The organism is Streptomyces sp. NBC_00539 (assembly GCF_036346105.1).
In the GTDB taxonomy this organism is placed as follows: domain Bacteria; phylum Actinomycetota; class Actinomycetes; order Streptomycetales; family Streptomycetaceae; genus Streptomyces.
The window spans coordinates 4,639,847-4,661,170 of record NZ_CP107811.1 but is presented as its reverse complement, the minus strand read 5'-3'; the positions used below and the strand labels follow the sequence as shown (position 1 = coordinate 4,661,170).

Annotated in this window: 15 protein-coding genes; all 15 read right to left on the bottom strand. The window is 71.8% G+C overall.

Going from position 1 to position 21,324, the window contains the following annotated elements; all coding sequences use genetic code 11:
* Positions 1 to 84 precede the first annotated feature (84 nt).
* Entirely contained in the window at positions 85 to 1,086 is a 1,002-nt protein-coding gene (gene galE / locus OG861_RS20885; RefSeq protein ID WP_329195166.1) for a UDP-glucose 4-epimerase GalE, read from the bottom strand.
* A 102-nt stretch (positions 1,087 to 1,188) separates the two neighbouring features.
* Positions 1,189 to 2,826 (bottom strand): glycosyltransferase family 2 protein, encoded by a 1,638-nt coding sequence (locus OG861_RS20880; RefSeq protein WP_329195167.1) that lies wholly within the window; start codon positions 2,824 to 2,826, stop codon positions 1,189 to 1,191.
* Positions 2,827 to 2,881: 55 nt separating this feature from the next.
* The gene (gene obgE / locus OG861_RS20875) at positions 2,882 to 4,327 is read right to left on the bottom strand and encodes a GTPase ObgE (protein WP_329195168.1); all 1,446 of its coding nucleotides are present in this window, start codon (positions 4,325 to 4,327) and stop codon (positions 2,882 to 2,884) included.
* Positions 4,328 to 4,496: 169 nt separating this feature from the next.
* Positions 4,497 to 4,751: a 50S ribosomal protein L27 gene (gene rpmA / locus OG861_RS20870; RefSeq protein ID WP_030013081.1), complete on the bottom strand. Its 255-nt coding sequence runs from the start codon at positions 4,749 to 4,751 to the stop codon at positions 4,497 to 4,499.
* Positions 4,752 to 4,764: 13 nt separating this feature from the next.
* Positions 4,765 to 5,085, bottom strand: coding sequence for a 50S ribosomal protein L21 (gene rplU, locus OG861_RS20865; protein WP_030159347.1), 321 nt, complete (start codon positions 5,083 to 5,085; stop codon positions 4,765 to 4,767).
* A gap of 268 nt (positions 5,086 to 5,353) precedes the next feature.
* Positions 5,354 to 9,376, bottom strand: a complete 4,023-nt coding sequence (locus OG861_RS20860) for an Rne/Rng family ribonuclease (protein ID WP_329195171.1) — start codon at positions 9,374 to 9,376, stop codon at positions 5,354 to 5,356.
* Between the two features lie 233 nt (positions 9,377 to 9,609).
* On the bottom strand, positions 9,610 to 10,389 hold the full coding sequence (locus OG861_RS20855) for a TIGR03936 family radical SAM-associated protein (protein ID WP_329202174.1): 780 nt from the start codon (positions 10,387 to 10,389) through the stop codon (positions 9,610 to 9,612).
* Positions 10,390 to 10,500: 111 nt separating this feature from the next.
* Positions 10,501 to 11,301: a hypothetical protein gene (locus tag OG861_RS20850; protein ID WP_329195173.1), complete on the bottom strand. Its 801-nt coding sequence runs from the start codon at positions 11,299 to 11,301 to the stop codon at positions 10,501 to 10,503.
* 63 nt (positions 11,302 to 11,364) lie between these two features.
* Positions 11,365 to 13,290 (bottom strand): TIGR03960 family B12-binding radical SAM protein, encoded by a 1,926-nt coding sequence (locus OG861_RS20845; protein ID WP_329195174.1) that lies wholly within the window; start codon positions 13,288 to 13,290, stop codon positions 11,365 to 11,367.
* 85 nt (positions 13,291 to 13,375) lie between these two features.
* Positions 13,376 to 14,896 carry a CYTH and CHAD domain-containing protein gene (locus tag OG861_RS20840; RefSeq protein WP_329195175.1) on the bottom strand — a complete coding sequence of 507 codons (1,521 nt, stop codon included), beginning with the start codon at positions 14,894 to 14,896 and terminating at the stop codon, positions 13,376 to 13,378.
* A 69-nt stretch (positions 14,897 to 14,965) separates the two neighbouring features.
* Complete coding sequence (rodA, locus tag OG861_RS20835) at positions 14,966 to 16,168, bottom strand: rod shape-determining protein RodA (RefSeq protein WP_329195177.1); 1,203 nt, start codon at positions 16,166 to 16,168, stop codon at positions 14,966 to 14,968.
* A 7-nt stretch (positions 16,169 to 16,175) separates the two neighbouring features.
* A complete protein-coding gene (gene mrdA, locus OG861_RS20830) occupies positions 16,176 to 18,350 on the bottom strand; it encodes a penicillin-binding protein 2 (protein ID WP_329195179.1) in 2,175 nt (724 codons plus the stop codon).
* 13 nt (positions 18,351 to 18,363) lie between these two features.
* Complete coding sequence (gene mreD / locus OG861_RS20825; RefSeq protein ID WP_329195180.1) at positions 18,364 to 19,059, bottom strand: rod shape-determining protein MreD; 696 nt, start codon at positions 19,057 to 19,059, stop codon at positions 18,364 to 18,366.
* A 13-nt stretch (positions 19,060 to 19,072) separates the two neighbouring features.
* Positions 19,073 to 20,017, bottom strand: coding sequence for a rod shape-determining protein MreC (gene mreC, locus OG861_RS20820; protein ID WP_329195181.1), 945 nt, complete (start codon positions 20,015 to 20,017; stop codon positions 19,073 to 19,075).
* Positions 20,018 to 20,184: 167 nt separating this feature from the next.
* Positions 20,185 to 21,204, bottom strand: coding sequence for a rod shape-determining protein (locus OG861_RS20815; protein WP_008738981.1), 1,020 nt, complete (start codon positions 21,202 to 21,204; stop codon positions 20,185 to 20,187).
* Positions 21,205 to 21,324 lie beyond the last annotated feature (120 nt).

The window sequence follows — 21,324 nt, the reverse complement described above, 5'->3', positions numbered from 1 at the left end:
CCCGCCCGCCGCATACGAAAGCCGCCCGCCCCGGACCGGATCCGGGGCGGGCGGCTTCGTACGTACCGGCTTCGTACGTACCGGCTAGCGGCCGGCGGGGTCGAGGGCGCCCTCGCGGTTGGCCTCCCAGCCCGCCCACGCGGAGGTGATCATCTCGCGGACGTCGTGCTTGGCCTTCCAGCCCAGCTCGGCTGCGATCTTGTCGGCCGAGGCCACGACCTTCGCCGGGTCGCCGGGGCGGCGCGGGGTGACCACGGGGGCGAGGTCGTGCCCGGTGTGGGCGTTCATCAGCTCGACCATCTCGCGGACGGAGACGCCCTCGCCGCGGCCGATGTTGACGGTGAGGTCCTGGTACTGGCCCTGCGCGCCCCACTCGGCGAGCTTGCGCGCGGCCACCACGTGGGCGTCCGCCAGGTCCTCGACGTGGATGTAGTCGCGGATGCAGGTGCCGTCCGGGGTCGGGTAGTCGTCGCCGAAGATCCGCGCGCCCTCACCGGCGCTGTAGCGCTCGAAGACCATCGGCACGAGGTTGAAGACGCCGGTGTCGGCGAGCTCGGGCGTGGCGGCGCCCGCCACGTTGAAGTAGCGCAGGCAGGCCGTGGAGATGCCGTGGGCCTTGCCGGCGGCGCGGACCAGCCATTCGCCGGCCAGCTTGGTCTCGCCGTACGGGCTCAGCGGCAGGCAGGGGGTGTCCTCGGTGACCAGGTCGACGTCCGGCATGCCGTAGACGGAGGCGGAGGAGGAGAACAGGAAGTTGCGGATGCCGGCGGCGGCCACCGCCTGGAGCAGGACCGTCAGGCCCTGCACGTTCTCGTTGTAGTAGTACAGCGGCTTCTCGACGGACTCGCCGACCTGCTTCTTGCCCGCGAGGTGCACCACGCCGGTGATCTCGTGCTGCGCGATGGTCTCGTCGAGGATCAGCCGGTCCAGGACCGAGCCGATCACCAGCGGCACGCCCTCCGGCACACGGCTCTCGTCGCCCGTGGAGAGGTCGTCGATGACGACGACCTGCTCTCCCGCGAGCAGCATCGCGCGGACGACGTGCGCGCCGATGTACCCGGCGCCACCGGTGATCAGAAATGTCATGCCTAGTCTCCCGAGTCCTGTCTGTCCTGTGGTCTTGCCGTGCCGTGCCGTGCCGGCCCTGCCCGGGCCGGCCGCGTCCTGCGCCTGTGCCTGGCGCGCCGGTCAGCCCGGCTTCGGCGCGGCCTTGGCCTTCATCTTGGCCGTGGCCCTGCCGAGCCGGTTGCGTACGAAGCTCAGCGCACCCGCCGCGCCCGGCGCGAGCCGGACCGCCAGCGAGCCGCCGGCCGTGCGGTACGGCTGCGCCAGCAGAACACCGTACCGGCTGCTGGGCAGGGCGCGTCTGCGGAGCAGGCCGTCGAGGGGGCGCGGGGAGGTCGTCAGGGAGCTCCCGTCGGCACACTCCACACCGATCTGCACGCCCCAGGCCTGCATCCCGCGCCGGCCCTGGCGCCGCCCGGCGTCCGCCAGCGGGGTGAGACGGAACGGCACGTCGCAGACCCAGCCGTCGCCGTCCTCGGCCGGGCGCAGCTCCACCGGCAGCCCTCGTACGGGTTCCCCGCCCGAGCGCGGCAGGAACACCGGCCGGACGGTGCGCGGCCCGGCCGCGGCGAGGCGCCCGTACAGGTCGTGCACCCGCAGGTGAAGCCCCGAGACGCCGGCCGCCCGGGCGTCGATGGTGACGGGCAGGTCTTGCGTCGGCAGTTCCGCCAGGCGGTCCAGCTCCACGGGCAGCTCCTGGCTCCACACCGGCAGCCCCTCGGCGGAGGTCGCGTACGGGGGCTCCAGGCGCGGTGGTTCCGCGGCGAAGCGGGCGAGCCGCGCGAGGTCGGCGGGCGGGGTCGCGGTCGCCCGCAGCACCCGCACGATCCAGCGGGCGTGCGCCCCCGCGGCCTCGATGTCGGCCTCGGCGAAACCGGCCAGGTACTCCCGCGTCAGGGTCCACCAGGCTGCCTGGTACTGCGGGTCCGGGCCGATCTCGCGCAGGTACATGCGCAGGTCGTACTCCAGGAACTTGACCTGGCAGGCGTGGCCCAGCTCCGGCGAGGACTCGGCGAGGATCCGGGACGCGGTGCGGTGGGCTTCGATCCGCGAACGCCAGTTGCCGACGTCCTTGCGGTCGAGGGAGATCGACACCTGCGCGGCGTCGCGGCGCACGTGCCAGACGTAGACGAGATCGCCGATCACCGCGATGCGCGGCTCCGCGGCCAGCACGCGCGCGGTGAAGACGAAGTCCTCGTAGCGGAAGCGGCCGTCGGGGAACCGGATGGCGTGCTCGTCCAGGAAGGCGCGCTCGTAGAGCTTGTTGACGCAGAGGGTGTCGCGGACCAGCTCGGTCCGCTGCGCGGGCCGCTCGATCACGTCACCGGCGGTGTACAGCTTCGGCACCCACGGCACGTCGAGGTGCTGCGGCAGCTCGCGCCGCACGCACGCGCCCACGGTGACCGGCGTCTTGTGTTCCCGCGCGGCGCCGACCAGGGCGTCGGCCGCACCCGGCGGCAGAACGTCGTCGCTGTCGAGGAACAGGACGTAGGGGGCGGTCGCCGCCGCGATCCCGTCGTTGCGAGGGGTCCCGCAGCCACCGCTGTTCTCGGTGCGGTGCAGGACCCTCACCCGTGGGTGCCGGGCGGCCAGGTCGTCCAGCACCCTCGCGGTGTCGTCGGAGGAGGCGTCGTTCACGGCGACGACCTCGGCGACCACCGGGCCCTGGGCGAGAGCCGAGGTAACGGCTTCGCCCACGAGCCCGGCGTCGTTGTACGCGATCACCACGACGGAAACGGTGGCGGCATTGGAGCTGGTCACCCAGTGGATCCTAGGCGACCCGGATAAAGGTCACCTCAACAGGACCGGTCACCACTCAGAAGGGGCGGAACTCGTCGTACTCCTGCTGCACGGAGTCGCTGCGCTTGGCGTCCCGCTCCTTGCGGCGCTGCGTGGCCGGGCGCGGGGCCTCCATGCGGTGGTCCTCGCCACGGCGGCCCAGCATCTCGGCGCCGGCCATCATGGTCGGCTCCCAGTCGAAGACCACGGCGTTCTCGTCGGAGCCGATGGCCACGCCGTCACCGGCGCGGGCGCCCGCCTTCTTGAGGGCGTCCTCGACACCGAGGCGGTTGAGGCGGTCGGCGAGGTAACCGACGGCCTCGTCGTTGTTGAAGTCGGTCTGGCGGACCCAGCGTTCGGGCTTCTCGCCGCGCACGTTGTAGACGTCCTCGACCTCGTCGTAGGTGACGGTGAAGCCGGCGTCGTCCACGGCCTTCGGGCGGATGACGATGCGGGTCGCCTCCTCCTTCGGCTTGCGGGCGCGCGCCTTCGCGACGACCTCGGCGAGGAAGTAGGAGAGCTCCTTGAGGCCCGTACGGGCGACGGCGGAGACCTCGAAGACCTTGTAGCCGCGGGCCTCCAGGTCGGGGCGGACCATGTCGGCGAGGTCCTGGCCGTCCGGGATGTCGACCTTGTTGAGGACGACGAGCCGCGGGCGCTTCTCCAGGCCGCCGCCGTAGATCTTGAGCTCTTCCTCGATGACGTCGAGGTCGGCCACCGGGTCGCGGTCGGACTCCAGGGTGGCGGTGTCCAGTACGTGCACCAGCACCGAGCAGCGCTCGACGTGGCGCAGGAACTCCAGGCCCAGGCCCTTGCCCTGGCTGGCTCCCGGGATCAGACCCGGGACGTCGGCGATCGTGTAGACGGTCGAGCCGGCCGTGACGACACCCAGGTTCGGGACGAGGGTGGTGAAGGGGTAGTCCGCGATCTTCGGCTTGGCGGCGGAGAGCACCGAGATCAGCGAGGACTTGCCGGCGCTCGGGAAGCCGACCAGCGCCACGTCGGCGACGGTCTTGAGCTCCAGGACGATGTCACCGGTGGTGCCGGGGACGCCGAGGAGCGCGAAGCCGGGCGCCTTGCGGCGCGCGGAGGACAGTGCGGCGTTGCCGAGACCGCCGCGGCCGCCCTCCGCGGCGACGTACGTGGTGCCCTGGCCGACGAGGTCGGCGAGGACGTTGCCCTCCTTGTCGAGGACGACGGTGCCGTCCGGCACGGGCAGGACCAGGTCCTGGCCGTCCTTGCCGGAGCGGTTGCCGCCCTCGCCGGGCTTGCCGTTGGTGGCCTTGCGGTGGGGGCTGTGGTGGTAGTCGAGCAGGGTCGTGATCGCCTGCTCCACCACGAGGATGACGTCGCCGCCACGGCCGCCGTTGCCGCCGTCGGGGCCGCCGAGCGGCTTGAACTTCTCCCGGTGAACGGAGGCGCAGCCGTGGCCCCCGTTACCCGCGGCGACGTGCAGCTCGACGCGGTCCACGAAGGTGGTCATGGGTGTTCCTCCAGATACATACGGGAATGTCCCGGGCAGGCCTTGCTGCCCATTAAAACGTGGTCTATATGACAACGCGCCGAGGGCGGACCTCTCTTCCCGGCTCGCGCCGGGAAGAGCTGAGATCCGCCCTCGGGAAGTTACGTACCGCTGATCAGCAGGAGCTGGATCAGGCGGCCGGAACGATGTTGACGACCTTGCGGCCACGGTGCGTGCCGAACTCGACCGAACCGGCCTGCAGCGCGAACAGCGTGTCGTCGCCACCACGACCGACACCCGAACCCGGGTGGAAGTGGGTGCCGCGCTGGCGGACGAGGATCTCGCCGGCGGAAACGACCTGACCGCCGAAGCGCTTCACGCCGAGCCGCTGGGCATTGGAGTCGCGCCCGTTCCGGGTGGACGATGCGCCCTTCTTGTGTGCCATGTCTCAGTCCCTCTTACTTCGCAGCCGTGGGGATACCGGTGACCTTGATCGCCGTGTACTGCTGACGGTGACCCTGGCGACGGCGGTAGCCGGTCTTGTTCTTGTAGCGCAGGATGTCGATCTTGGCGCCCTTGTGGTGGTCCACGATCTCGGCCTGGACCTTGATCCCGGCCAGCACCCACGGGTCGCTGGTCACGGCGTCGCCGTCGACAACGAGCAGGGTCGAGAGCTCGACCGTGTCGCCAACCTTGGCAGTGGAAATCTTGTCAACCTCAACGATGTCGCCGACAGCAACCTTGTGCTGGCGACCACCGCTGCGCACGATGGCGTACACGCGGATCTCTCTCTCACTCGGGACGGATGCTCCTGAAGCCAGCCGCTCACATGGGCCGGGGCCCACGGTGATCCGGAATGGACGAGCGGCCTCTCCCGCACGTGGTGCTCAGCGGGAGGAAGGTGCTCAGGAGCGCGACGCGCACTAGACGTCAATCGTCTAGGACATGCCGACGGTCTAGGTTACGGGGCTGGTTCCGGGGGGTCAAACCGGCTCCCGCAAGGCCGTGGGCCCCGCCGCTCGGCGGGGCCCACGGGCGTTGCGCGGATCAGGCTTCGGCGGGAGCCGAGACCGACGGGGGCGTCTGCTGCTCGGCCGCCGCCGTCTTCTTCGTCGCCCGCTTGGCCGGAGCCTTCTTGGCCGCCGTGGTGGCCGTGGTGGCCTTCTTGGCGGCCGTCTTCTTCGCGGTGGCGGTCTTGGTGGCCGCCGCCTTCTTCGCCGGGGCCTTCTTGGCCGGGGCCTTCTTCGCCGCGGTGGTGGTCGCCTTCTTGGCGGCCGTCTTGCGGACGGCCTTCTTGGCGACCGGAGCGGCTTCCTCGGCCGGCTCCGCTTCCACCGGCGCCTCGGCCGGGGCCTGCGGCTCCGCCGACGCCGTCTCCACGACCAGCACGGCCGCCTCGGCCGCGCCCGCCGGGGAACCGGCCGGGGCGGTGGCCTTGCGGGTCGCACGGCGGCGCGGACGGGCCGGAGCGGCCTCGGCGACGGGCTCCGCCGGGGCCTGCGCGGCGACCGGCTCGGGCTCGGGTACCGCGACCGGCTCCGCCACGGGGGCGGCCTCGGGCGCGACCACGGCCTCGACCACGACCTCCGGCTCGGCCGGAGCCGCCGGGGCACCCGCCGGAGCGGTGGCCTTGCGGGTCGCACGGCGACGCGTGCGGCCCTTCGGGGCCTCCTCCACCGGCGCGGCCACGACCGTCTCGGAGGCCTCCACGGCCTCGGCGACGACCTCGGCGGCCGGCTCCAGGACGGTGTCGGCCGGCTCCAGCGCCGGCTCGTCCTCGATGACCGGGGTCACCGGGGCGGCCACCTCGGCCGGGGCCTGCACCGCAGCGGCGGCCGCACCGCGCGGGGCGCCGGCCGGAGCGGTCGCCTTGCGGGTGGCACGGCGACGGTTGCGCCGGCCGCTGATGCCCGCGGCGGCCTCCGCCTCGGCCGGGCTGCTGTACAGCTCCTCGCCCGCGACGAACTCCGGCTCGGGCAGCGCCCGCGGAGCCGCGACCTCGGCCGCGACCTCCGCCTCCGTCTCGGCCTCGTACTCGTCGGCGTCGACCGTCACGGCCGTGCTGACGGCCTCGACCTCGTGGTCGTGCTCGTGACCGCGGCCACCACGGCGCTTGGCGCGCTTGCCGTTGCCACCGCCGCCGGCCGCCGTCGGGATGTCCATGTGCACGATGACACCGCGTCCGTTGCAGTGGACACAGGTCTCGGAGAAGGACTCCAGCAGACCCTGGCCGACCCGCTTGCGGGTCATCTGCACCAGACCGAGGGAGGTGACCTCCGCCACCTGGTGCTTGGTCCGGTCACGGCCCAGGCACTCCAGCATGCGGCGCAGCACCAGGTCCCGGTTCGACTCCAGCACCATGTCGATGAAGTCGATGACGACGATGCCGCCCAGGTCGCGCAGCCGCAGCTGGCGCACGATCTCCTCGGCCGCCTCCAGGTTGTTCCTGGTGACGGTCTCCTCCAGGTTGCCGCCCTGACCGGTGAACTTGCCGGTGTTGACGTCGATGACGATCATCGCCTCGGTCTTGTCGATCACGAGGGAACCGCCCGAGGGCAGCCACACCTTGCGGTCGAGCGCCTTGGCGAGCTGCTCGTCGATCCGGTACGTCGCGAAGACGTCCACCTCGGAGGTCCAGCGCGACAGCCGGTCCGCGAGGTCCGGCGCCACGTGGGACACGTAGCCGTGGATGGTCTCCCACGCCTGGTCACCGCTGACGATGACCTTCGAGAAGTCCTCGTTGAAGATGTCGCGCACGACGCGGACGGTCATGTCCGGCTCGCCGTACAGCAGGCTCGGCGAAGACGTCGTGATCTGCTTCGACTTCTTCTGGATGTCTTCCCACTGGGCCTGCAGACGCTCGACGTCACGGCGCAGCTCGTCCTCGCTCGCACCCTCGGCGGCGGTGCGCACGATGACGCCCGCGTCCTCGGGGACGATCTTCTTGAGGATGGTCTTGAGGCGGGCGCGCTCGGTGTCGGGCAGCTTGCGGCTGATGCCGGTCATCGAGCCCTCGGGCACGTAGACCAGGTACCGGCCGGGCAGTGAGACCTGGCTGGTCAGGCGGGCGCCCTTGTGGCCGATCGGGTCCTTGGTGACCTGCACCAGGACCGACTGGCCCGACTTGAGGGCGGACTCGATGCGGCGCGGGCCGTTGGCCATGCCCAGCGCCTCGAAGTTGACCTCACCGGCGTACAGGACGGCGTTGCGGCCCTTGCCGATGTCGATGAAGGCGGCCTCCATCGACGGCAGCACGTTCTGGACCTTGCCCAGGTAGACGTTGCCGACGTACGAGGTGGCCTCTTCCTTGTTGACGTAGTGCTCGACGAGCACGTTGTCCTCGAGGACGCCGATCTGCGTGCGCTCGCCCGCCTGGCGGACGACCATCACGCGCTCGACGGCTTCACGGCGGGCCAGGAACTCGGCCTCCGTGATGATCGGGACGCGGCGGCGGCCCTGCTCGCGGCCCTCTCGGCGGCGCTGCTTCTTCGCCTCCAGACGGGTCGAGCCCTTGATGGACTGGACCTCGTCGGACGGCTCGGCCTTCTCGCGGGCCGGACGCGGCTCGCGGACCTTGACGACGGTGCGGACCCCGTCCTCCTCGGCCGCCTCGACGTCCGTGCCGCTGTCACCGCTGCGGCGGCGACGACGACGGCGGCGCCGGCTGGAGCTGGAGCCGAGGGCGCCGCTCTCCTCGTCATCGCCCTCGCCCGCGTCCTCGTCCTCTTCCGCCTCCTGCTCGGCGGCCTCGGTCTCGGCCTCGTCCTCGGCGGACTCGTCCAGGTCGGCGGCCTCACCGCGGCGACGGCGGCGGCCACCGCGACGGCGGCGACGCGACGGACGCTCGCCGTCGGTCTCCTCGTCGTCGAGGTCGGCGGCCTCGGCCTCCACCTCGGCCTCCTCGGCCTCGTGCAGTTCTACGTCGGCCAGCGAGACGGGCGCCGATTCGGCGGCCGGAGCGGCCTCGACGGCGCCACGGCCACGGCGGCGGCGACGGCCGGCCGGCTGCGGGGCGGGGGCCGCGGCGGCTTCGACCTCGGCCTCGGGCTCCTCTTCCTCCTCGGCTTCCTCGGCCCGGGAGGCGGCGGCAGCGGCCGCGGCGGCCATGGCGGCGGTCTCCGGGGTCTGGAACATCGGCTCGGCGAACACCGGGGCCTGGAACACGGCCACGGCGGGGCGCGCGGCGCGGCGGGCGCCACGGGACGCCGGGGCCGGGGCGGCGGGCGCCTCGGGCTCGGCGGCGGGAGCGGCCGCCGCGGGCTGCGCGGGGGCGGCCGGGGAGGCGGAGCGGGTGGCACGGCGGCGTCCGCCGCGCTTCGGGGAGTCGACGGCGTCGGCGACGGTGACGGTGGCCTTGGCGGCGACCGGCTCCTCGGCGGCGGCCGCGGGGGCCTCGGCGGCCGGGGTCTCGGGAGCCGTCACGGCGCGGGTGGCGCGGCGGCGGGCACGCGGCGCGGCCGCAGCGGCGGGCTCCTCCACGGCGGGCGCGGCTTCTTCGGCGGCCGGCGCGGCGGCGGCCGGGGACTCTGCGGTCGGGGCCGCGGCGGCCGTCACGGCGCGGGTGGCACGGCGGCGGGCACGCGGCGCGGCCGCAGCGGCGGGCTCCTCCACGGCGGGCACGGCCTCGGCGGCCGGCGCGGCGGCGGCCGGGGACTCTGCGGTCGGGGCCGCGGCGGCCGTCACGGCGCGGGTGGCACGGCGACGGGCACGCGGCGCGGCCGCAGCGGCGGGCTCCTCCACGGCGGGCACGGCTTCGGCGACGGGAGCGGGGGCCGCGGCCGGAGCCTCGACCACCACCTCGGCCACGGCGTCGGCAGCCGGAGCGGCCACGGCGCGGGTCGCGCGGCGGCGGGCACGGGCCGGGGCGGCGGCCGCAGCGGCCTCCTCGGCGGGGGCCGCGACGGGCGCGGCGGCGGCCGGAGCGGCCTCGGCGGCAGCGGCACCGGGGGGCCCGGCGGGCCGGGACGCGGCACGACGACGCCTGCGCGGCGGCAGGCTGTCGCTCGGGGTCCCGCTGTCGGCGTTGCCGGCGGCGGTGGGGTTGGTGTTCTCGGTTTCGTTGTCGAGCATGCGGGCGGTTCTCCCGTCACGCTCCCGGGCGCCGCGGCTGACATCCGGTCCGGCACGGCTCCGCGCACAGGGCGCGGAACCGGCCTCCGGGGCGCGTTCGCCACACGGGAGCTCAGTTCGTGGCCGCCGGTTCCGTACGCGTTGTCGGTACGGCCTGGCGGAAGTCTTCAGGTCTGTGCGCTGCCCGACCCGGTTGGCTCCCGGGTGCCAGGGCGGCGCGACGATGACGATCCTTACGCGGCGGGACCTTCCGGCGCCTTCGCGTCGGCTGCTACGGCGGCCGTGGGTGGGGCGGCCGTGACAGCCTCGCGGTCGGGCGCGAGCGGGTCGGTCACCGTGCCGGACTCCTCGTCGAAGAGCCCCTGCGCCAGCCTGGTCACCGCTGCGGGGACCGGCGGCGCCAGGTCGGCCACAGCGTGGAGACCGGACAGGACGTCGTCGGGTCGCACGGCAGGTGTCAGATGCCGAACAACCAGCCGCAGTATCGCACAGGCATTGTCCAGTGGCCTATCAACCGGAGCGGGATGCGCTTCGAGGCTGACCACCGCACTTCGGGTGTCGAAGGTCCGCATGCCGTTCTTGGTGCGGCGCTGGACCTCGACGTTCCCGGCCTCGAGGAAGGCGGTCACGGCCCGCTCGGCGTCCGCGAGCTCCACGCCGTCCAGGCGCAGCTCCCACACGGAGGCCGTGAGCCGCTCGGCCAGCCCGGAGGTCCGGGCCTCGACGGCGTCGACGATGTCGAGCCCGACCGGCATCGACTCGTCGAGCAGCTCGCGGAGCATCGCGGGGTCGCGGGGCTCGGCGAGGGCGATCTCCAGGTACTCGGCCTCACTGCCGGTGCCGGTGGGCGCGGCGTTCGCGTACGAGACCCGGGGGTGGGGGGTGAAGCCGGCCGAGTAGGCCATCGGCACCTCGGAGCGGCGCAGGGCCCGCTCGAAGGCGCGCTGGAAATCCCGGTGGCTGGTGAACCGGAGGCGTCCGCGCTTGGTGTAGCGCAGTCGGATGCGCTGCACCACCGGTGCGGGGGGCGGGCCTTCGGGCTGTCGCTTGCCCAGTGGTTCTTCTCCTTGTGCGGGGCTCCGCGGCTCGCGCGTCGCCCTGAGGTCTTCTCGACCCGCTCCGGCTCACCCCTGCCGTTGGCGCAGGGAGATCTCGTCAGCGGGTGCCGCGTCGGCGGCTGTCGTACTACCCAGAGTACGCGCCCGTGACCTCGCCGGTTCCCGGGGAGGAGTACCGAACAACGCCCTGCGCACCTCGGCGCGGGCCTCCCGGACGGTGTCGCGGACCGTCCGCCACACGGCGCGCAGGAGGTGCCAGGCGGGCGTCAGCACGTACCGGTACACCTGCGAGAGGGGCCACCCGACGAGGACCCACCCGACCCACTTGGCCGCCCGCCACAGCGCACCGGTGATCCGCCCGGCCACGTGCCAGGCCCAGGCGAGGGCCTGCCCGACCGGGGTGAGCACGTACCGGTAGAGGGGCAGCAGCAGGTACCGGTACGCGGTCACGGCCAGCCACACCAGGGCCCGCCCGACGGGCACGAGCACGTACTGCCAGGTCAGCACCGCCAAGGGCCGCAGCAGGAAGGCGTAGAGCAGCCGGCCGGCGGGGGCGAGGAGGTAGGCGTACACCCAGGCCCCCACCGGCCGCAGCACGTAGCGCCACAGGGCTGCCCACGGCCAGACGAAGACCAGCTTGAGCAGGGTGGCCACCACCCACCCGACGGCGCGCGCCACCGGTTCCAGCACGTACGTCCACAGCGGCGCGAGCACGTACCGCACGAGCCCGCGGCCGAGGGCGGCGAGCAGTTCGCAGACCACCCGTACGGGCAGCACGATCAGCACCGCCACGATCTTCACGGGGATGCGCAGGGCCCCGACCAGGCAGCCTTCTCCCTGCGCCGGGTGCGGATTGTCTTGTTCCATGAACATACGGACACACGAGAGGCCCCCCGCCGTTGCGGCGGGGGGCCTCTCGATACCCAGGCGTTACTTGACGACCGACAGCGGGAGCAGCTTCTTGCCCGTCGGGCCGATCTGGATCTGGGTGTCCATCTGGGGGCACACGCCGCAGTCGAAGCACGGGGTCCAGCGGCAGTCGTCGACCTCGGTTTCGTCGAGGGCGTCCTGCCAGTCCTCCCAGAGCCAGTCCTTGTCGAGGCCCGAGTCGAGGTGGTCCCAGGGGAGGACCTCTTCGTACGTGCGCTCGCGGGTGGTGTACCAGGCCACGTCCACGCCGTAGGCGGGCAGGGTCTTCTCCGCCGCCTGCATCCAGCGGTCGTAGGAGAAGTGCTCGCGCCAGCCGTCGAAGCGGCCGCCGGACTCGTAGACCGCGCGGATCACGTCGCCGATGCGGCGGTCGCCGCGGGAGAGGAGGCCTTCCACGATGCCGGGCTTGCCGTCGTGGTAGCGGAAGCCGATGGAGCGGCCGTACTTCTTGTCGCCGCGGATCTTGTCGCGCAGCTTCGTCAGGCGCGCGTCCGTCTCCTCCGCCGACAGCTGCGGGGCCCACTGGAAGGGGGTGTGCGGCTTCGGCACGAACCCGCCGATCGACACCGTGCAGCGGATGTCGTTCTGGCCGGAGACCTCGCGGCCCTTGGCGATGACGTTGACGGCCATGTCGCCGATCTGGAGGACGTCCTCGTCGGTCTCCGTCGGCAGCCCGCACATGAAGTACAGCTTCACCTGGCGCCAGCCGTTGCCGTACGCGGTGGCGACGGTGCGGATGAGGTCCTCTTCCGAGACCATCTTGTTGATGACCTTGCGCATCCGCTCGGAGCCGCCCTCGGGGGCGAAGGTGAGGCCGGAGCGGCGCCCGTTGCGGGTCAGTTCGTTGGCCAGGTCCACGTTGAACGCGTCCACGCGGGTCGACGGGAGGGACAGGCCCACCTTGTCGTCCGAGTAGCGGTCGGCCAGGCCCTTGGCGATGTCCGCGATCTCGGTGTGGTCCGCGGAGGACAGCGACAGGAGGCCGACCTCCTCGAAGCCGGTGGCCTTGAGGCCCTTCTCGACCATCTCGCCGATGCCGGTGATGCTTCGCTCCCGCACGGGGCGCGTGATCATGCCGGCCTGGCAGAAACGGCAGCCGCGGGTGCAGCCGCGGAAGATCTCGACGGACATCCGCTCGTGGACGGTCTCGGCCAGCGGGACCAGCGGCTGCTTGGGGTACGGCCACTCGTCGAGGTCCATGACCGTGTGCTTGGAGACCCGGTACGGGACGCCCGACCGGTTCGGGGCGACGCGCGCGATGCGGCCGTCCGGCAGGTAGTCGACGTCGTAGAAGCCGGGGACGTAGACCTGGCCGGTCTTGGCCAGCCGCAGGAGGACCTCCTCGCGCCCGCCCGGGCGGCCCTCGGCCTTCCAGGTCCGGATGATCTCGGTCATGTCCAGGACGGCCTGCTCGCCGTCGCCGATGATCGCGCAGTCGATGAACTCCGCGATCGGCTCGGGGTTGAAGGCGGCGTGGCCGCCGGCGAGCACGATGGGGTGGTCGACCGTACGGTTGCGGGCCTCCAGCGGGATGCCCGCGAGGTCCAGCGCCGTCAGCATGTTGGTGTAGCCGAGCTCGGTGGAGAAGGAGAGCCCGAACACGTCGAAGGCACCGACGGGGCGGTGGGAGTCGACGGTGAACTGCGGGACCTGGTGCTCGCGCATCAGCGCTTCGAGGTCCGGCCACACGCTGTAGGTGCGCTCGGCGAGCACGCCCTCCCGCTCGTTGAGCACTTCGTAGAGGATCATGACGCCCTGGTTGGGCAGCCCGACCTCGTACGCGTCCGGGTACATCAGCGCCCAGCGGACGTCGCACTCGTCCCAGGCCTTGACGGTGGAGTTGAGCTCACCACCGACGTACTGGATGGGCTTCTGCACATGCGGGAGCAGAGCTTCGAGCTGTGGGAAGACCGACTCGGACATCACGCGACTTTCGTGAAGCGGGCAGGGGGCGACTCTCTAGCGTACCGCGCGTCCCGGCCGCCCCCCGCCGCAGTGATCAACGCTCCGGTCAGCGGCCGCGGGCGAAGGCGGCGCCCCGGGCGGAGGCCTTCTTCCACACCTTCGGCAGCTGCCGTTCGTACCGCTCGGCGAGGGTTTCCTCGCGGCCGTACAGCAGGCCCCAGGTGAAGGCGGACTCCCCGGCCCCGGCCGCCTGGGCGGCGAGGCCCCGCAGTGCCTCGCGGGCGACGACGCCGTCCTGGTGGTCGCCGAGCAGGGTCTGCACCTTCTTGGTGGCTTCGGCGAGGCGCTCGGCGGGCTTGCCGAGCGCGGGGGCGGCGGCGTCCGCCGCGTAGCGGGCGCGTTTGGCGGCCTTGCGGGCTTCGTGCAGGGCGAGGTCGCGCTCGTGGCCGGCGCCCTGGGCGAGGGCGCGCTTCACCTTGCGGGCGAGCCGGTCGTGGTCGCGCCGTACCGCCTTGGCCAGGACTTTCGCGGCAGGGTGGGTCGCGGCTTTGCGCAGCGGCGGGTCGGCGAGCAGGGCGTCGACGGAGTCGAGGAGGGCCAGGTACCGCTCGCTGTCGAGGGCGGCGAGGGCGCGCAGGCGCGATTCGGTGCGCCGGACGGTGTCCCAGATGCGCAGGCGGGCGCGGACGGGGCCCAGGAGCAGGGTGACGTCGAGTTCACCCAGCCGGGTGTGCAGCCGTTCCTGGAGGACTTCCTGGTCGCGGTCGACGCCGAGTTCGGCGGCGAGCCAGCGCAGTTCGGCGCGCAGTGGGTCGGTGGCCGTGCGGTCGAGGACGTTGCGGTAGGTGGCGAGGGCGCTGCGCATGCGGCGGGTGGCGACGCGCATCTGGTGGACGGAGTCGGGCAGGCCGCGGCGTACGGCGGGGTCATGGGTGATCAGGGCCTCGCGCTGCTCTCGCAGGTACGTGAGGACGCGCGCGCCGGCGGTGTCGTCGGCGGGGCCGGGTGCGGGCCGGGCGGGCGGGGCGGCGCCGGTCTCGGCGAGGGCCCGGGCCAGTTTGGAGGGGGCGTCGCTGACCTTGAGGCCGGCTTTGCGGAAGGCCTTCTCCACGGCGTCGAGGAGGAGGGGGTCGGCGCCGTCGGCGAGCTCGACCTCGACTTCGGTCCAGGCGGCGGTGGCGGGGCCCCGTTCGGCGGTGACGGTGTCGGTGCTCAGTTCGGCGAGCAGGGTTCCGTCGGCATCGAGGAGGTGCGTGACCTTGCGCTTGGACAGGAGCCGGACCTGGGGGGCGAGTTCGGCTTCGCGGGTGCGGGAGCGCAGGAGGGAGGCGAGGGGGCGGGGGACGGTGTCGTCACCGAGCGGGGCCGCGATCTCGTCGCGGACGCCCGGGGAGACGGGGAGTTTGAGGTGCCAGCCTTCGTCAGCGCCGCCGGTGCGGCGGCGCAGGGTGAGGCCGTCGGCGGCGAGCCTCAGGTCGGGGGTGTCGTAGTAGACGGCGTCGAGGCGGGTGGTGCCCTGCCGGCGCACGGCCGTGATCCCGGCCGTGCCCGTCAGGTCCGGCAGCCTCTTCGTCGCGGCCGAAGTGAACTCGAATTTCCGTTCGATCTCTCGTTTCGTGTCCGCCATGCTTCGAACGTAGCTCTGAACGGATCACGACGTGAAAAGAAACGGAAGGTTGCCCGCCGATCGGCCGGATCAGGCCGACAGCGGCCGCTGCACCTTGATCGACTGGAGCAGCCCCACCGCCACCCACACGGCGAACATCGACGATCCTCCGTAGGAGACGAACGGCAGCGGCAGCCCCGCCACCGGCATGATGCCCAGGGTCATCCCGATGTTCTCGAAGGCCTGGAAGGCGAACCAGGCGATGATCCCGGCGCAGACGATCGTCCCGTACAGCTCGGTGGTCTCCCGGGCGATCATGCAGGCGCGCCACAGCACCACGCCGAGCAGGACCAGTATCAGCCCGGCCCCGATGAAGCCCAGCTCCTCCCCCGCCACCGTGAAGACGAAGTCGGTCTGCTGCTCCGGCACGAACTGCCCGGTGGTCTGGGAGCCCTTGAACAGTCCCGAGCCGGTCAGGCCGCCGGAGCCGATCGCGATCCGCGCCTGGTTGGTGTTGTAGCCGACGCCCGCCGGGTCGAGTTCGGGGTTGGCGAAGGCGGCGAAGCGGTTGATCTGGTACTCGTCCAGGATCCCGAGCTGCCAGACGAGGACGGCCCCGGCCGCGCCCGCGCCCATCAACCCCAGCACCCAGCGGTTGGAGGCGCCGGAGGCGAGCAGCACACCGAGCACGATGACGACCATCACCATGACCGAACCGAGGTCGGGCATCAGCATGACGATGCCCATCGGGGCGGCGGCAAGGCACAGCGCCTTCACCACCGTGCGGTGGTCGGGATGGTCGAGGTCACCGGCGTCGACCCGGGTCGCCAGCAGCATCGCCATGCCCAGGATGATCGTGATCTTCACGAACTCGGAGGGCTGGAGGGAGAACCCGCCGCCGATCACGATCCAGGCGTGCGCGCCGTTGATGGTCGCGCCGAGCGGGGTGAGGACGGCGAGGACGAGCACGAGCGAGAGCCCGTACAGGATCGGCACCGCGCCCCGCAGGGTGCGGTGGCCCAGCCACACGGTCCCGATCATCAGCACCAGGCCGATCCCGGTGTTCAGGACGTGCCGCTCCAGGAAGTAGTACGGGTCGCCCTGGTTCAGGTTGGTCCGGTTGCGGGTCGCCGACCACACCAGCAGCGAGCCGATGAAGGACAGCGCGATCGCGGAGAGGAGTATCGGCCAGTCGAGCCGGCGCAGCACCGAGTCGCGCGCGGTGAGCCTGGCCAGCGCCCCGCGCTGCTCGGGCGCGTACCGGGAGACGGAGAACTTGTTGGCGGTCTGCATCGGGTCCTCAGTCCTGCCTGGCAACGGGCGGCGCGGGCGGTCCCGCGAGTGGCGGCGGCACGTCCTCGGGGGACGGCGGCACGTACGGCTTGATCTCGGGGGCTTCGATGGAGCCGTCCGCCTGGATGGCGGGCAGCTGCGCCTGCGGCTTGGGGAGCAGGGCCTTGGCCAGGTCCTGCTTGCCGGTCATGTCGAGACCGTAGATGGCGTTGTAGACGTTGCGCACGGCGGGGCCGGAGGCGCCGGAGCCGGTGCCGCCCTGGGAGATCGTCATCACGATCGTGTAGTCGTCGGTGAACGTGGCGAACCAGGAGGTCGTCTGCTTGCCGTAGACCTCGGCGGTACCGGTCTTGGCGTGCATCGGGATCTGCTTCTGCGGCCAGCCGCCGAAGCGCCAGGCGGCGGTGCCCCGGGTGGCGACGCCCTCCAGCGCTCCCACCATCTGCCGCCGGGTCTTCTCGTCCATGGGCAGCCTGCCGTGCGCCTTGGGCCGGATCTGCTGGACGCTCTTGCCGTCGGCGCTGACGATGGCCTTGCCGATGGTCGGGTTCCACATGGTGCCGCCGTTGGAGATGGCTGCGTAGATGGTGGCCATCTGGATGGGCGTGACGAGCGTGTCGCCCTGGCCGATCGAGTAGTTGACGGCGTCACCGGCGCGCAGGAGGTTGCCTTCGAGGCAGTTCTCGTAGTTGAGCAGCTCGACGTAGGTGCCGCCCTTCTTGCCGGTCTTGCACCAGTCGTCCTTGTTGGCCGCCCAGAACCGCTGCTTCCACTGGCGGTCGGGGACGCGGCCCTTCACCTCGCCCGGCAGGTCCACGCCGGTCTCGGCGCCGAGGCCGAACTTGTGGGCGGTCTTGAAGAAGATGTCGCCGGGGTGCTTGACGGGCTTGAGCCCGCCGTCTTTGAGCCACTGCTGGTGGGCGAGGCCGTAGAAGACGGTGTCGCAGGAGACTTCGAGGGCCTTGCCGAGGGTGATCGAACCGTGGCCCTGGGACTCGAAGTTCCGGAAGACCTGGCCGCCGATGGAGTACGAGCTGGGGCAGGGGTAGCTGCCGTCGAACTTGTAGCCGGCGTTGACGGCGGCGGTGGTCGGGATGACCTTGAAGATGGAGCCGGGGGCGGCCTGGCCCTGGATCGCCCGGTTCATCAGCGGGACGTTGGACTCCTTGGCGGTGAGCCTGGCGTAGTCCTTGCCGGAGATCCCGCCGACCCAGACGTTGGGGTCGTAGGTGGGGTTGGAGGCCATGGCCACGACGCGGCCCGTCTTGGATTCCAGGACGACGATGGCTCCGGCGTCGGCCTTGTAGGGGACGCCGGTGTTGCGGTCGATCTGCTTGCGCGCCTCGACCATCGCGGCGTTCAGCTCGTACTCGGCGACCGCCTGCACGCGGGCGTCGATGCTGGTGACGACGTGGGCGCCGGGGACGGCCGGGTCGTTCTTCGCCTCGCCGATGACCCGGCCGAGGTTGTCGACCTCGTAGCGGGTGACGCCGGACTTGCCGCGCAGCTCCTTGTCGTACGTGCGCTCCAGGCCGAAGCGGCCGACCTGGTCGGAGCGCAGGAACGGCGAGTTGGTGTTCTTGGCCTTCTGGATCTCGTCGTCGGTGACCGGGGAGAGGTAGCCGAGCACCTGGCCGGTGTTGGCGCCGCCCGGCGCCGGGTAGCGGCGTACGGCGGTGGGCTCGGCGGTGATGGCGGGGAAGTCCTCGGGGCGTTCGCGGATCTGGAGGGCCTGCTGGGTGGTGGCCCCCAGGGTGACCGGGATCGGCTGGTAGGGGGAACCGTTCCAGCAGGGCTGGGGGGTCTTGGAGTCGCAGAGGCGGACCTTGTCCATGACGGCCTGCGGCTTCATGTCCAGTACGGCGGCGAGCCGGGCGAGGACGCCTTTGCCCTTGTCCTTTATCTTCATCAGCTCGGTGCGGCTGGCGGAGACGACCAGGCGCGTCTCGTTGTCGGCGAGCGGCACCCCGCGGTCGTCGAGGATCGAGCCGCGCACGGCGGGCTGGACGACCTGCTGGACGTGGTTGTTCTTGGCCTCGTCGGCGTACTCGGAGCCGTTGCGGATCTGGAGGTACCAAAGGCGTCCGCCGAGTGTGAACAGCAGCGAGAAGACGAGCACCTGGATGATGACGAGCCGGATCTGCACCCGGGGGGTGCGGCCGGTCTCCGGGATGTTGGTCACGTCCGCTCCCCCCTCACAGCTTCCTGACGCTCTTCACACCTTTGACGCCCTTTATGCGGCCGGCCCTGTTGGCGCGGCCGCGCGCCGTCTTGAGCCGCAGTCCGCCGCGCTGGCTGCCGATCCGCAGCCCTGTTCCACCGGCCAGCCAGCCGGAGGACACGGCCTTGCCCTGGGGCGGTCCGCCGCCCGCTTCGACGGCCAGCGGGTCGTTCTCGGCGCGGCGGGCGAGGGCCATGACGAGCGGCACGGTGAAGGGCGCGAGGAGCAGGTCGTACAGCGTGGCGGTGAACAGCAGTTCGGTGAGGCCCACGTGCCGGGCGGCCGTGTCGCCGACGAGGGCGCCGACGCCCGCGTACAGCAGCGTGGAGCCGATCGCGGCGGCGACGACGGTCGTCAGCGGCCCCCACGCGGAGCGGAACCGCCCGTTGTCGGGGCGGACCAGGCCGACGAGGTAACCGACGATGCAGAGCACCAGGGCGTACCGTCCGGCGGCGTGGTCGGCGGGCGGCGCGAGGTCCGCGAGGAGACCCGCGCCGAAGCCGACGAAGGCGCCGCTGAGGTGTCCGTAGACCAGGGCGAGGGCGACGACGGTGAGCAGCAGCAGGTCGGGCACGGCGCCGGGGAGTTGCAGCCGGCCGAGGACGGTCACCTGGATGACGAGGGCGACCACGATCAGCGTGGCCGAGAGCAGGATCCGGTTGAAGCGCATGATCGGTCAGCTCCTACTCGTCGGCCGGCTTGGCGGGGGCACTGGCGGACGCCGACGGGGCCACGGTGACGGTGACGGTCGGGGTGGGCTTCACTTCCGGCTTGGGCGGCAGGACGGTGTCGCGCGGGTCCTCGCGCGGCGGCATCACGACGACGCCGACGATGTCCAGGCGGGAGAAGCCGACGAACGGCCGCACCCACACGGTGCGGGTCAGGTCGCCGCGCGAGGGGTCGACCTTGACCACCTCGCCGAGCGGGACGCCCGGCACGAAGGGCTTGTTGCCGCGCGAGCCGAAGGTGACGAGCCGGTCGCCGGGGGCGATCTTGGCCTTGCCGTTCAGCATCTGGACCGACAGGGCGCGGTCGCCCTGGCCGGTGGCGAAGCCGAGTTCGCCGGTCTTCTCCAGGCGGGTGCCGACCGTGAAGTCGGGGTCGTTGGCGAGGACCACGGTGGCGGTGTCGGGGCCGACGGTCGCGACGCGCCCGACGAGGCCGTCGCCGTTGAGGACGGTCATGTCGCGTTCGATGCCGTCCTTGCTGCCGGCGTCGATCGTGACGGTCCAGGAGAAGCCCTGGGCCGCTCCTATCCCGATGACTTCGGCGCCCTTGATCCCGTACTGCCCGGCGCCCGCCCGCTTGAGCATCTCGTCCAGTTCGTGGATCCGGCTGTGGGTCTGCGCGTCGCTGCCGAGCTTCGCCTTCAGCGCGGTGTTCTCGCGTTCGAGCGTCTTGATGCGGTTGTGGCGTTCGCCGGAGTCCCGTACGGCGCCTATGGCGTGGGCGACGGGGTTGACCGCGGTCGCGACGCCCTTCTCCACGGGGCCGAAGACCGCCGCGGCGGCCTGCCGGGCGCCGTCGACCGGTGACTCCTCGCCCGCCCTGATGTCCACCGTGATCAAAGCGAACGCGATGGCGATCAGAAGCACCAGGAGCAGCCGGCTCTCTCGTGTGTCCCTCACGTGCGGCGGCGTGCCTTCCTCGTAGGTATTCGCGGTGCCGGAGCCGCTCCGACGGAGCGGGGGTTCGCACCGGACTGTGCCTGTATATCAACGATCCGCCGCACAGGCGCGCTAGCACCCGTACGGCGGATCCTTGTGTTCCACATGCCCCGTTACGGGGATTTGCGTCAACGCCGGGGCTGGGCGTCCAGGACCTGCTGGAGTGCTTCGAACTCCTCGACGCACTTGCCGGAGCCGAGGGCCACGGAGTCGAGGGGGTCCTCGGCGATGTGGATCGGCATGCCCGTCTCGCGGCGCAGCCGCTCGTCGAGTCCGCGCAGCAGGGCGCCGCCGCCCGTGAGGACGATGCCGCGGTCCATGATGTCGCCGGAGAGTTCCGGCGGGCACTTGTCGAGGGTGGTCTTCACCGCGTCCACGATGGCGTTGACCGGTTCCTCGATGGCCTTGCGGACCTCGGCGGCGGAGATGACCACCGTCTTCGGCAGACCGGAGACGAGGTCGCGGCCCCGGATCTCGGTGTGCTCGTCCTTGTCGAGGTCGTACGCCGACCCGATGGTGATCTTGATCTGCTCGGCGGTGCGCTCGCCGAGGAGGAGCGAGTACTCCTTCTTGATGTGCTGGATGATCGCGTTGTCCAGCTCGTCGCCGGCCACCCGGATGGACTGCGCCGTGACGATTCCGCCGAGGGAGATGACGGCGACCTCGGTGGTGCCGCCGCCGATGTCCACGACCATGTTGCCGGTGGCCTCGTGGACGGGCAGGCCCGAGCCGATGGCGGCGGCCATCGGCTCCTCGATGATGTGTACCTGACGGGCGCCGGCCTGGGTGGACGCCTCGATCACGGCGCGGCGCTCCACTCCGGTGATACCGGAGGGGACGCAGACCACGACGCGCGGGCGGGCCAGGTAGCGGCGCTTGTGGATCTTGAGGATGAAGTACCGGAGCATGCGCTCGGTGATCTCGAAGTCGGCGATCACGCCGTCCTTGAGGGGTCGTACGGCGACGATGTTGCCGGGCGTCCGGCCGATCATCTTCTTCGCCTCGGAGCCGACCGCCAGGATTCCACCGGTGTTCGTGTTGATGGCGACCACGGACGGCTCGTTCAGGACGATCCCCCGGCCCCTCACGTACACCAGCGTGTTGGCGGTCCCGAGGTCGATCGCCATGTCACGGCCGATGAACGACATGTTGTTCCCCTTGTTCCCCATGAGGAGCGTCTGGCCTTCCAGTTGATAGCGGCTGCTGTCAGGTCGGCGAGGTGGGTGTGTGGGTGGAGGCCCCATCGTAGTGCCGCGGGTACGGACATC

Coding starts and splice junctions, on each gene's coding strand:
- galE (WP_329195166.1), bottom strand. CDS start 1,086: ATGACATTTCTGATCACCGGTGGCGCCGGGTACATCGGCGCGCACGTC.
- obgE (WP_329195168.1), bottom strand. CDS start 4,327: ATGACCACCTTCGTGGACCGCGTCGAGCTGCACGTCGCCGCGGGTAAC.
- rpmA (WP_030013081.1), bottom strand. CDS start 4,751: ATGGCACACAAGAAGGGCGCATCGTCCACCCGGAACGGGCGCGACTCC.
- OG861_RS20860 (WP_329195171.1), bottom strand. CDS start 9,376: ATGCTCGACAACGAAACCGAGAACACCAACCCCACCGCCGCCGGCAAC.
- OG861_RS20850 (WP_329195173.1), bottom strand. CDS start 11,301: ATGGAACAAGACAATCCGCACCCGGCGCAGGGAGAAGGCTGCCTGGTC.
- OG861_RS20840 (WP_329195175.1), bottom strand. CDS start 14,896: ATGGCGGACACGAAACGAGAGATCGAACGGAAATTCGAGTTCACTTCG.
- rodA (WP_329195177.1), bottom strand. CDS start 16,168: ATGCAGACCGCCAACAAGTTCTCCGTCTCCCGGTACGCGCCCGAGCAG.
- mreD (WP_329195180.1), bottom strand. CDS start 19,059: ATGCGCTTCAACCGGATCCTGCTCTCGGCCACGCTGATCGTGGTCGCC.
- OG861_RS20815 (WP_008738981.1), bottom strand. CDS start 21,204: ATGTCGTTCATCGGCCGTGACATGGCGATCGACCTCGGGACCGCCAAC.